We start from the raw sequence: 12,494 nt of genomic DNA on the forward strand, positions 1-12,494 counted from the left end.
GCCGGCCGATATCCTCAACTATCCGCTGATCCATATGGACAGCCGAACCGATTGGTCCAGGTGGCTGCAGGCGGCGGCCGTCAACGACACGAATATCATCCACGGCCCAGTGCTTAATCGGGCCAGCATGGTGATCGACGCGGCGATCAACGGGCAGGGTGTCGCGCTTGCCCGTACGACATTGGCGGCGTGGGACCTGATCAACGGACGGCTGGTGCGGCCGTTTCCAGAGGCGTTGCGACTGTCGAAGACCTACTGGATCATTTGTCCGAAGGCGACGGCAGCCCAGCCGAAGATCGTGACATTCCGCGATTGGCTCTTGGCAGAGGCTTCCAGGGATCTGCGTAAGCTCAACAAGCTTGGCTGGTCGCTGAATCCGCTCAAGGAGAGCGGAGACTGATCTGCCTTCGCGAGACGCGATGGAAGATCTGGCAACGGCTATCCCTTCCCTGATCACCGTCGCGACCAGGAATCGCCGCATAGAGGCGTTGCCCCTTGGGGCCGTCCTGCTCTATTCTCCTAACGGGGACGTCGCAGCCTCCCCGTAAAATGGTGACCCCATGCAAGCGCTGCTCGCTGTGGTATGGAGCGAGCGCATGGATGGGTTGACATTGGAGCTGCCACTTTTCCTGATTGCCACCTTCGCTGGCGCCTTCGTTGCGGGCCTCTCGGGCTTTGCCTTTGGCCTGGTCGCGGCTTCGTTGTGGCTTTACATCCTAACGCCTTTGCAGACTGCGACCCTCATTATTGGGTTTGGCCTGCTTGTGCAGGGCTATTCGGTCTGGAAACTCCGCGGCACGCTCGATTGGCGCAAGCTCTTGCCCTTCGTACTCGGCGCTGCCTTCGGCGTTCCAACCGGTGTCGCGCTATTGACCTGGTCCAATCCCCGAACCATCCGAACTGCAGTCGGCGTTTTCCTTATCGCCTACAGCGTTTACGGATTAATTCGTCCAAAGCTTGGGCCAATCTCCGGAGGAGGAAATGCTGCCGATGCCGTGGTCGGGTTCCTCAATGGCGTGCTCGGAGGGCTCACTGGTCTCGCGGGCATCCTTGTGACGATCTGGTGCAATCTGCGAGGTTGGCCGAAGGAGGTTCAGCGAACGATCTTCCAGCCGGTCGCGGTTGCCGTCTTTCTCATGAGCGCGCTCTGGCTCGGCGCGAAGGGAACCGTCACGGCCGAGACCGTTAAACTGCTCGTGATGGGCTTGCCGTGTGTGATGGCAGGAACATGGCTGGGCTTGAAGCTGTTTGAGTATATTGACGAAGCAGTGTTCCGAAAGATCATCCTCGGTTTGTTGCTGATCTCCGGAGCCATGCTTGTCATCTGAGAAGCGATTGACAGCGTAGCTGCGATCGGTTTACCGAGAAGTCTGGGGAAAGCGATCTCCCCACGAGGCGACATGCCCAAGAATCGCGTCCGAACTTCACCAAGGACGCCGCATGTCTGCCATCAGGTTCTCCTCTCGGATTCGACTTATCGTCCGTGATCCCGATTTTCGCGCAAACGATTTTCGCGCAAACCCGTCACGCGTCTGGATAGGGCGCCTGCTCGGGACAAGCCGAGTCAGCCTCCGGGCTCTCGCGATCTCAGCCGTGATACTTGCCCCTGCGCATGTCGCGTCGCGCCCTCTTGATTCACCGGCGATCAGTTTGGATCGTGACGCAACCCAGCAGGTCCTCACCACTCAGATCGACGATCTCGCTCCCGCGCTGGCGACGCGGGCAAGGCCGCAGGAGACGTTGCGAGGAGTCGTCGCGGAGGTGGACCAACGCCACGATCGGATCACCGTGCGCCTGACACCCGGTGCGACGGCGGACCTCAAGGTACAGGACGGCCTACTCTTTGATTCCGTTCGCTACGGCGACGATGTCGAACTCACTGTCGAGACCATCGATGGGGAGAAGACCATCGTCGGGCTCAGGAAGGAATAAGGCGGTGGCGCGTATTACAAGCATGCCTTGCCGGATGCGTCGCAGGCGCGCGTTCGGCAGAAATTGGAGACGCCTATCGCTGTCACTCCTTCTGGCAGTGCCGATCGGCGCGTCGACGTATAGCGTTGCCGCGGAAGCAGATGCTGGGAAGAACAAGGCAGAGGTCTGTACGGCATGTCACGGCGACAAGGGCGTCTCCACCACGGAGAACACGCCATCCTTGGCGTCGCAGCCCGATCAGTTCCTGCAATGGCAACTGGTTTTCTTTCGCAGCGGCGCGCGCAAGAATGAGGTCATGGGTCCGATTGCTGAACAACTCAGCAACGAAGATGTTCGCGACCTCAGCGCATATTTCGCTTCGCTCAAGGCTCCCGATTCGACGACGGCAAACGAGCCGGACGACCATCCTGACTTGACAGACGCCGGCAAAAAGGCGGCGGCAGTCGGACGTTGCGCCTCCTGTCACGGCGATAACTATGCCGGCAGCAAAGCCGTTGCCCGTATCGCCGGGCAACGCGAGGATTACCTTTTGAAGGCCCTCCACGACTACAAGGCCGGCGTTCGATCTGGCGGCGGCGTCGCCGCGATGGCCGAGGTTGCCTACCCACTGAGCGACCAGGATATCGCGGCGCTGGCGCACTACCTTGCGCGGCTATGACGAGGGCCACGTATTTCACTTCGCGCGAGAAGATGTGTTCGATTTGGGGGGCATTCGTCTCGACGAAAAGGAGAAGCGCAATGACTCGGAAATTTATCTGGGCGGCCGCCGGCCTGATGTTGGCGGGCATCGCCGGTATTGCAATGGTAGCGGCGGAACCGAGGCAAGGTCCCGCGTTCATTGGGGGTGATCAGCCGGTGACCGAAGACCAGATGCGTCAGAAGCTGCAGTCCGATGGCTGGTCGAACGTGCAAATTGTCCGCGACGGGCGATACTTCGAAGCTGTCGGTTCGAAGCAGGGCCAAATCAGCAAGATCGTCGTAGACGCGCAAAACGGGCGATTGCGCGTAATCGATGACGATGATGATGACTGAGCGGCGCCGCGCTTCGATCAGTCGATAAGCCTCGCGCGACGCGCGGCGACAACGGAAGTCGCCGCGCGGTCAGCGTGATCAATGCATTAACGGCACCAAGGTCGAGGGCTGGCTCGACGGCAAGTTCTACCTTGAGGACACGTTGGCGCAGCCAGTGTCAGGGCGCATCGGCCTTTGGTCAAAGGGGCCTGACCGCCACATGTACCTCAGCGACTACAGCATCACAGCAGCCGATTGAAGTCGGCGCCCTTGCTAGGCTACCGGGGATCGGAATGGGAGAGGGTCAGCTTCGCTGTCGTTCCAAGCGCTCCGTCCATCACGCTGCGGAGACTGGGCTCGTTCCGCATTGACAAGTTCGCGCTCTCAGCCTTATTTGCACGCATGGGGAAAGCGATCTCCCCACGAGGCGACATGCCCAAGAATCGCGTCCGGTTTTCACCAAGGGCGCATCATGTCTGCCGTTATTCGGGTCCCGTCCCGCAAGCTTTCTGATCTGACTGTGCCTTTGGCCGCCGGCGTTCCCAGCGCCCGGTTAGTTGCCGGTGCATGCGTCAGGAGGCTGCCATGACCTACACCATGAAACCCCTTTCCTGCGATCCGAGCCGCGTGCGCGGCATGTCGGAGCGAATGATCATCAGCCATTACGAGAACAACTACGGCGGCGCGGTAAAGCGGCTGAACCTGATCGATGAGAAGCTTGCCGAACTCGACTACGCGACCGCGCCGGGGTTCCTGCTCAACGGATTGAAGCGTGAGCAACTCATCGCGAGCAATTCGATGATCCTGCATGAAGTGTTCTTCGATGGCCTTGGTGATGAAAGCGAGCCCGGAACAAGCCTGAAGGATGCGCTCACGCGCGATTTCGGTTCATACGAACGCTGGCGTGCCGAATTCGTCGCCATGGGCAAGGCGCTCGGTGGCGGCTCCGGCTGGGTGCTGCTGACGTGGTCGCCGCGTGACCGGAAGCTCCTCAATCAATGGGCATCCGATCACTGCCATACGCTTGCCGGGAGCACGCCGATCCTGGCGCTCGATATGTACGAGCATTCCTATCACATCGACTACGGCGCCAAGGCTGCCGACTATGTCGGCGCGTTCATATCGGCCATCAATTGGTCTGCCGTCGAACGGTCTTACGAGGGCCTCTCAAAATGACGCTGTTCGCTCCTTCCAGACACGTTGCAGGCGGAGGCCCTTCTATCCAACCATGGAGGTTCACCATTCGTCTCAGATATCTTTTGGCCGCTTCAATTCTGGCGCTGTCATCCGCGTCAGTTGCGAATGCGCAGACCACCGACTGGTACATCTTCACCGAGCCGTTCATCTCCAGTGCGCGTGCCCAGGCAATCGAGTGGCAAAAGGTCGATGAGATACTCGGCCGGAAGCCGGCCGTCTCCGGCGAGGTGCATCGTTATGGATTCCCGCGCAGCGATCTGACCGTCACTTTGGTTGGCGTGACCATCAAGCCGACGCTTGCGCTCGGTGGCTGGGTTGCGTTCATGCCGATTCACGGTGAAGCCATGGTGATGGGCGACCTCGTGCTGCTGGAAACCGAGATCAATCCGGTCATGGCGAAGCTCATCGCAGGCGGGATCGAGATCACCGCCGTTCACAATCACCTGCTCCGGGCAAGCCCTGCGACTCTCTACATGCATGTCGGCGGTCACGGCGATCCCGTGAAGCTGGCTGCTGCCATCCGCGACGCGCTGGCAGTGAGCAAAACGCCGCTGGCGTCTTCGGCAGCGGCCGCGCCGCCCGCCATCGACCTCGATACCGCACAGCTCGATCAGATCATCGGCGCCAAGGGACAGAACAATGGCGGTGTCTACGCCTTCGCCGTTCCGCGGCGCGATCCGGTTAGCGAAGCTGGGATGCAACTCGCACCGGTCGGCCCGATGGGTGTGGCACAGTCCATCAACTTCCAGCCGACGGGGGGCGGCAAGGCAGCCATCATCGGCGATTTCGTGCTGACCGGCGACGAAGTCAATCCTGTGATCAAGGCGCTGAAAGCGAACGACATCGATGTAACAGCGATCCACAGCCACATGCTCGACGAGCAGCCGCGCCTGTTCTTCATGCACTTCTGGGCCAATGACGATGCGATCAAGCTGGCCAAAGGGCTGCGTGCGGCACTCGACAAGACCGCGAGCACCAAGAGTTAGGCGAGGAGGAGGCAACACACACACGAGTCGAGAGGGGGGACCGCGAATGAAGCGAGTTGTCGTTGCGTTGTCAGTGCTGGCAGGCCTTCTGGTCGCCGATCGCGCGGCCGAGGCGCAATCGTCCTGCAAGGTATGCGCCGAGCAGCACAAGGCGTGCATGAAGAACTACGCGGGCCATGCCTGCAAGACCGAGTACCAGATGTGCCTGAAGTCATGCAAATCGAAGCCGTAAACATAGGCAATCCTCGTGCCGGAATGCGCGTCGCATGTGCAGCCGTCGGATTGCTGACCTTGGTGACGCTCTGGAACGGCAGGGCAACGGCCAATTTAAGCGGCCAATCGTGGGATTGCCGCTTCGATCAATCGCAAGAATCGGGTGTTGCGTGTCCCCGCAACCAACTGAAAGATCGGCGGTCAAATCAATCCAGCCTCGGGGGCCAACCGTAGAATAAGCCCGGCTACGCCAGAAACGAACGGGCACAATCGTTTAGAACAGGATCAAAAATCTAGGTCTTTCAACGTTAGACGTAGCAAGAACCGGGTTCGCTCGGCTGCTGATGGCTGCGCACTGCGCCGCCTCCAGTGCGGCGCGGTCATGTTCTCGACCCCGGTTGAAGTGATGCTCTCGAAACTGGAGACGATCATACCCCTGATACGACGCGGACAAGACCATCGTCGTCCATGTATCCCCGTCGATCGGTACGCAGCGGCCATTGATCATGGCGTGCGCAGTCTCTTCCGGCCGTTTTCCGTAGCTCTGAATGGAACACAGCCACCGGCCTGCGGCGGACAAGTTCAACCCTAGCTAGAGGCATTATAGATTATTGTCGTTGCGAACGAATTTCTGAGTTTCTAACTGTTTCGCGTGCAGTGGGCGCCCTGATCAATCAAGAGGTTAGCGGGCCGAAGGGGCGGCATGACCGGGTCAAGAGTCATACAACGCGTTGGCCGGCAGGGCCCGACCAGTGTCATGGCCCAAGGGCGAATGGAGGCAAGGCCGGGACCGGGACGCGGCAGGATTGTGCGTGATCGGGGGAGAAGGCTCTGATGAAGGAAGGGCTTGATCCACGCTTCGCTCTGTATCTGTCCTATCGCGCCGTTCTCATCGACTACGCCTCGTACCTGCTCGGCTCTCGCGAGGGCGCCGAGGACCTGGTCCAGGAAGCATTCATCAAATTCATCCCGACAGGTGACGGGAGAACGCCGAGCGCCCGTCCACGATCATACCTGTTCCGTATCGTGCACAATCTGGCCGTTGACGTGCTGCGGCGGAAGCGGCTGGAAAATCTGCGAAGCGCCCACAATGCGCCGGTCTGGGCCAGCTCACAGGCCGCCCCCACGCCTGAGGAAACCGTTCTTTATTATGAGAGCGAGCGCCGAGCCATGGACATCATCGCCGGGCTGCCGGAGAAACAGCGCATTGCGCTGGAAATGCACAGGTTCGGCGGATACTCGGTCGAAGGGGTGGCTGCCCACCTCGGAGTCTCTGTTCCGACGGTCTACCGTCTCATCCAAGCGGCCGTAGCAACGGTCACGATTCGGCTCGAACAGGACTCGGACGGCCGCGAATAGTCTTGTAAAGAAACATGTGAAGCCAGCGACTTCGTTCGGGTTGACGGCTTTGTCTTGTTCATTGGTAGACGGCGACACAGCACCGCGACAGGGAACATTGGAACGTTGGCTGCGAAACACGATACGGAGCATCAGCTGCTCGAGGAGGCGACAGGCTGGATTCTACGATTGGAAGACGCGTCCCAGGGCTCCGCAGTATTCGATGAATTCAAAGCCTGGCTTGCGGCTTGCGAGCAGAACCGGCGCGCGTGGGAGCGCGCCAACAAGACATGGACCGTGCTCGGCGCGGTCAAACCCGCCTACGATCAGAAGGTTTGGGAAGACGTCGATCCGCGCTTGAAATTGCACGTGGCGCACACCTCCGCACCCGGCTTTTCTCCACGCTCCGGGACGGTGCGCAGATCATATCGTCGACCAAGCGAGATTGTTGTCGCCGCGGTTGTCGCGGCATGCGTGCTGTGGATTGCAGCTCCAGCAATCCTCATTGCCATCCACGCCGACTATCGTACCGCCGCCGGCCACACCGAACATATTCGGATGGCCGATGGCTCCGTCGTCGAGCTCGGCGGAGGCAGTGCGATCAAGGCCGATATCGGAACGACAGAGCGCCGCGTTACGCTGCTGGCAGGAGAGGTCTTCTTCGACGTCGCACCCGATACCAGGCGGCCGTTCCTCGTCGATGCGCGGGGCGTCGAAATCAAGGTGCATGGCACCGCCTTCAATATCCAGGCCTCATCGACAAGCACGAAAGTTGCGCTGCTGCGCGGCTCCATCGAAGCCACGCCCGCCGCGAAGGACGAACCATCTGCCGTTCTCAAGCCTGGCCAAATGTTCGTCGTCGATCACATGACAGGTAATGTAAGCATCGAGCCGGTATCCCTTGAGGAAATCGGAACCTGGCGTGAAGGAAAGGTCATTCTGTCCAACGTCACCGTGGAATCGGCCATCGAATTGATCCAGCGCTATTTCTCGGCCTCGATTTTGCTTCCCGACAGAAGCCTTGCGGGCCGCAAGGTGAGCGGGCTGTTCGATCTGCGCGATCCTGACCGCGCGCTCGCTGGGCTCGTCGAGCCCTTCGGCGGCAAAGTCCGGGCCCTGAGCCCGTTCGTGCGGATCGTGTCGCGTCTGTAATTGCTTCGCTCGCAAATCTTATAATTCCTCCAAAACGAGCGCTACCGTGAGAATCTTGCGGCAGCTGTACGTCTTTGCGGTCGGAAGTGCATGCCTACGGAGTGGCTGCGCAATGACAAGTGAAGACGAGCGAGTTGGTGCATACTGGGGGCGTAACAAATAGAATTGGATCGGTAACACAAAGTAGGTCGAAGCGCGCGACTATCCGATTGCTCCGGAGTGCTGGCGTCTGCGCGCTGTCTGCCGGGCCGGTATTATACGCGCACCTTGCTTTCGCTCAGATCGTGCAAACGCAAGATACGACCGCTCCGGCGCGTCAGTTCAACATTCCGGCTCAGCCGCTGACGAACGCGCTCAGCCAGTTCGGCCGCCAGTCCGGACTTCAGGTCGCATTTCCCTCCGAAGCGTCGCAGGGTGTGCGATCCAACTCCGTTGTCGGTAGCTTCACGCCGCAGCAGGCGCTCGAGCGGCTTCTGCGCGGAACCGGCGTGAGCTACCGCATCACCTCGCAAGGAACGGCCGTCGTTGGCGGGCGACCCTCAGCCGACGCATCAGACGCTGCCGGCCGGCCGGCGGCCGACGGTTCTCTTGTTCTCGATCCCATCAATGTGACCGCCAATCGTTCTACGACGAACGGCGATACGCCCTATGAGACCCCCGGATCGGTTTCGCACGTCTCGCGCGAGCAACTCGATCGCCTGCCGCCGGCGTCGGCCGGCGACGTGTTCATCGATACGCCCGGCGTAATCTCGGCGGGCAATCATGTCGGCACGTCGATCAATCCCAATATCCGGGGCCTGCAAGGCATGGGCCGCGTGGGCACGACGATTGACGGTGCGCGCCAGAACACGAGCTCCTATCGGGGCTATATCGGAAACCGCGACGAGACCTATGTCGATCCCGATCTGATCGGCGGTGTCGACATTTCCAAGGGACCGGGCAGCGGAGTGGGTGTTGGGAGCATCGGTGGCAACGTCAATTTCCGCACCCTCGAAGCAGGCGACATCGTCAAGGACGGCCAGACATTTGGTACGCGCGTCAAAGGCAGCCTCGTCACCAACGGGGTAGCGGAGCAGTCGCCAAGTTTCCTGTCGAACAATGCTGTCAACACGGCAGCCAATGGCCGGCCATCCTTTTTCAACGGCGACACATATTCGGGCAGTGCGGCCGTCGCCGCGATCAAGGAGAACTACGAATTCATTGTCGCCTATTCCAAGCACGTGCAAGGTAACTACTTCGCCGGAACAAAAGTCCCTGATGGAATCACATTCCGTCCTGCAAACGCGGTTACGACGACCGCAAATGCCAATTCGCTCGTAAAGCCTGGCCAGGAGGTCTTCAACACCTCCGAAAACACGGATTCGTTTCTTGCAAAAGGAAAGGTGAAGTGGGGCGACGGCCAGTCGCTTGAACTCGACTATCTCTCCTACAACTCCCATTACGGTGAGATTGATGAGCTGAGCTATCAGGCTGCGATAGTGTCGGGAATTTTACCCTACGGACAATTCCCGCTGTCCGAGACCCGTGTCGATACTTACACGGCCAAATATAAGTATGAGCCGTCGGACAGTCCGTATGTGAAAATGCGGGCCAACCTCTGGCTGACCGATCTTGCGTCGCAACGCCATGGCGTGCTTCCTGGTCCCTACGGCGACACTACGCTCGGCGGAGATGTCGGCAACACCTCCGTGTTCACCACGCCGCTCGGTCAGCTCACCTGGGACAACGGCGTTGAATTCACGCGTGAGCGCGCTACGGCCGAGCAGTTTCCGAGTTCGGTGTCGGGGTCGGAGGGCTGGGAAGCCTACGGCCCTTCGGGCGTGCGACTGATGACGGGGACATTCAGCAACGCAAGCCTCAGGCCGATCGACCGGCTGACGCTCTCCGCAGGGCTGCGCTATGACCATTACAATTCCAGCGGCGAAGGATACCTCACCAAGTTTCCTGATCGGTCAGGCGGGCGTGTTAGTCCCAATGCCGCTGTCGTTATATCGCCCATGGAGGGAATCCAGTTCTACGGCCAGTACAAGGAAGGCTACCGCCCTCCGAGCCTCCGTGAAACGCACTGGCATTATCAGGGACTGCTCTGGAATAATCCGGATTTGCAGCCCGAGATCGCCAAGGATTACGAAGCCGGCCTGAATATCCTGCGTAACAACGTTCTCCAATCCGGCGACAAGCTTCGCGTCAAGCTCGCCTATTTCGACAATCACTATGATGACTATATCGTCCGCTACCAGACCGGCAGCGGATCAACCGGGTCGGCTGCGGACCATAAATACGTATGGTACAATATCAACGGCGCCAACTTCCGCGGCTTCGAAATGTCCGGAAACTATGACTCGGGCGCGTTTTTCCTCGAGGGCGCCTTCACCAAATACACCAAGATTGAATATTGCGAGACAGCAGGAAGCTGCGCACCGCCGACGTCACAGTTTGATTTGGCGAGCCCGACGGGCGCACTGAAAAACGATTACGCTGCGAATTATGTCCCGCCGAATTATGCCGGCAGCGTGACGGCCGGCATCCGGTTGTTCGATCAGAAGCTGACGTTGGGCGGACGGGTCCAGTTCTCATCGGCACGCTCGGGCAGCGTCTGGCCGCCAACCAGCGGCGATACATTCACTTGGCCCTCATATCAGGTGTATGACCTGTTCGGCATCTACAAGATCGATGACGACTCGACGATCAATTTCAGCATCGAGAATCTAACGGACCAATATTATTTCGGCGCGCTCACCTCGATCGCCGTCCCATCGCCCGGCCGAACCGCCCGGATCAGCTATACGACGACGCTGAACGAAACGACGCCTCTCGTTCGTCATCTTCCTAACGCGAGACTCGGAAATGCCTCGGACGGCGCTCCGGGGAGCGACTGGACCGGTCTTTATCTCGGCGGCCACCTCGGTTACGGCCTGGCCCGCACCAAGGGAGTCACGACGGCCCGCGATGGAACGCCCGGAGCTATCCCGGCGACGGAGTCGGCTGACTTGAGCTTCCGCGATCTGACGAGAGGCTTGCAGGGCGGGTTCAATTATCAGTTCTCGAACCGCGTGGTGATCGGTATCGAGGGAGATTATTCCTGGACCAAGTTCCGGAAGACGCAGGACGCCATTGCAACGGAAGCCCCCAAGCTCACGACAGGCAGCTTCCTGCAGGCCAAGACCGACTACCAGTTCGACTGGACGGCGTCGCTGCGCGCCCGCGTCGGCTACGCTTTCGATCGCGTGCTTGTTTATGCGATGGGCGGTCTGACGTTCCTGAACGAAAGCGAAGTTCGCAGTCAGTATCGGGCCGTCAGTGGAAGCGTGCCTAGCACTCAACTCAACTTTCGCGAAGAGGCCTCAGTGACACGTAGCGGATGGACGTTCGGCGGGGGATTCGAATATGCGCTGACCAATAACTGGTCTCTTAGAGGAGAGTATTCTTACGATCATTTCGGAGATAGGGAGTTTCTCTTCCCGAATGCGACCGCCGGCGTGACGCTGCCGTACGCGGTACAGACCCAAATCTGCGCTGTTTACTTTCCTCCGTCCCGCGGCGGCGGATGTCGCCTCTATCGCACCCAGACAGTCACAGTTCCTGGCTCGTCCCAGACGACGAACGGTCGCAGGGCGGAAAACGATCTTGATTTTCATGCGATCAAGATCGGCGTGAACTATCGCTTCTAATTCAAGGGGGGCGGCACTTTCACCGCGAGATCGACGCGCGTTACGACAAGTCCGAGGCGGATGCCTATTCCGCGCCGGCCCGGACGGCGACTGCATCGCTAGAGTCCAAGTTTCCCCACCTCTCGACGTGGGGTCCGAGGTTCGTCAGCAAGACGAACGTTTGAGCAAGAGAAGAGGTAAAGATGACTTCCACCATCAACCTTACATCGGCCAGCAGCGATCTTTTGGGATATCTTACCGGTGCCTGGGAAAACGACTTCAACTACAATGACAACGGTGCTTTCTATCCGACCTCCTCACCCTACTCGGAATGGGCGGCGGGCAATAGCGGGGTTTCGGGCGACTCGGGAGTGATCCTGCATGGCTCGGGATTCACCTACTCGCCTCCCGGCGGATTCAGCGGCACCATCACCGAACTCGACTTTGGCCACGGTCTTACTGGCAGCAGCAGTTCTGGTTTCGGATTGACCACGCCCGAACTTTCGATCGAACTCGGCGGCTCCGGCGGCACGAGCCCGGATACGACCTTCAATCAGGCAATCTACGTGCTCTCCCATGGCGGCAGTGTTTATGGCCAAACCGAGTTCGGTCAGCCCTTTGCCGGGCTAGTCGATTATCTCGGCGAGACGGGCACCACCCAGAACGGCACCTCCGGCGACGACTACCTGTACAGCTTCTATGGAAACGACGCGCTCTCCGGAAACGGTGGAAGCTCGGACTTCGACACGTTCAAGTGGGATCATAGCCTCTACGATTCCAGCCACGGTTTCGGAAACGACACGATCACTGACTTCGTTCAGGGCAACGATCTCATCGATTTCAAGAACTATGGCTGGTCCGACTACAGCCAGTTCATCAGCGACAGCCATGTGAACGTCGCAGGTAACACCATCACCTACACCGATCCGACCAACGCGAGCCTGCACAGCACGGTCACGGTCGACGGCGTCTCGAGCCTGTCCGCGTCCGACTTCGCCTTCGTCTGATGGCACCA

At 59.6% G+C, this 12,494-nt stretch carries 12 protein-coding genes and 1 pseudogene; all 13 read left to right on the plus strand.

Annotated elements, in window-relative coordinates; translation table 11 throughout:
• Positions 1–400 (plus strand): LysR substrate-binding domain-containing protein (locus ACZXDY_RS35050; protein WP_464348677.1); only part of this gene is annotated, 400 nt, incomplete at its 5' end.
• 160 nt (positions 401–560) lie between these two features.
• Positions 561–1,328, plus strand: a complete 768-nt coding sequence (locus tag ACZXDY_RS35055) for a sulfite exporter TauE/SafE family protein (protein WP_464348678.1) — start codon at positions 561–563, stop codon at positions 1,326–1,328.
• Positions 1,329–1,650: 322 nt separating this feature from the next.
• Positions 1,651–1,932: a hypothetical protein gene (locus ACZXDY_RS35060; RefSeq protein WP_464348679.1), complete on the plus strand. Its 282-nt coding sequence runs from the start codon at positions 1,651–1,653 to the stop codon at positions 1,930–1,932.
• A gap of 34 nt (positions 1,933–1,966) precedes the next feature.
• Entirely contained in the window at positions 1,967–2,590 is a 624-nt protein-coding gene (locus ACZXDY_RS35065) for a c-type cytochrome (protein ID WP_463718969.1), read from the plus strand.
• Positions 2,587–2,964, plus strand: a complete 378-nt coding sequence (locus ACZXDY_RS35070) for a hypothetical protein (RefSeq protein WP_464348680.1) — start codon at positions 2,587–2,589, stop codon at positions 2,962–2,964. Before ACZXDY_RS35065 ends, ACZXDY_RS35070 begins: the two co-directional genes overlap by 4 nt.
• A gap of 564 nt (positions 2,965–3,528) precedes the next feature.
• On the plus strand, positions 3,529–4,119 hold the full coding sequence (locus tag ACZXDY_RS35075; protein ID WP_463718956.1) for a superoxide dismutase: 591 nt from the start codon (positions 3,529–3,531) through the stop codon (positions 4,117–4,119).
• A 149-nt stretch (positions 4,120–4,268) separates the two neighbouring features.
• Entirely contained in the window at positions 4,269–5,126 is an 858-nt protein-coding gene (locus tag ACZXDY_RS35080; protein ID WP_464348683.1) for a DUF1259 domain-containing protein, read from the plus strand.
• A 46-nt stretch (positions 5,127–5,172) separates the two neighbouring features.
• A complete protein-coding gene (locus ACZXDY_RS35085; RefSeq protein ID WP_463719654.1) occupies positions 5,173–5,358 on the plus strand; it encodes a hypothetical protein in 186 nt (61 codons plus the stop codon).
• An 815-nt stretch (positions 5,359–6,173) separates the two neighbouring features.
• A complete protein-coding gene (locus tag ACZXDY_RS35090) occupies positions 6,174–6,698 on the plus strand; it encodes an RNA polymerase sigma factor (RefSeq protein ID WP_464348681.1) in 525 nt (174 codons plus the stop codon).
• Between the two features lie 105 nt (positions 6,699–6,803).
• Positions 6,804–6,950: pseudogene (locus ACZXDY_RS35095) on the plus strand (DUF4880 domain-containing protein); the annotation flags it as partial.
• Positions 6,951–6,974: 24 nt separating this feature from the next.
• Positions 6,975–7,829, plus strand: a complete 855-nt coding sequence (locus tag ACZXDY_RS35100; RefSeq protein ID WP_464348684.1) for a FecR family protein — start codon at positions 6,975–6,977, stop codon at positions 7,827–7,829.
• Positions 7,830–8,113: 284 nt separating this feature from the next.
• Positions 8,114–11,500, plus strand: a complete 3,387-nt coding sequence (locus ACZXDY_RS35105; protein ID WP_464348682.1) for a TonB-dependent receptor domain-containing protein — start codon at positions 8,114–8,116, stop codon at positions 11,498–11,500.
• A gap of 182 nt (positions 11,501–11,682) precedes the next feature.
• A complete protein-coding gene (locus tag ACZXDY_RS35110) occupies positions 11,683–12,486 on the plus strand; it encodes a hypothetical protein (RefSeq protein ID WP_051397185.1) in 804 nt (267 codons plus the stop codon).
• Positions 12,487–12,494: the final 8 nt, after the last annotated feature.

The organism is Bradyrhizobium sp. LeoB3 (genome assembly GCF_055456055.1).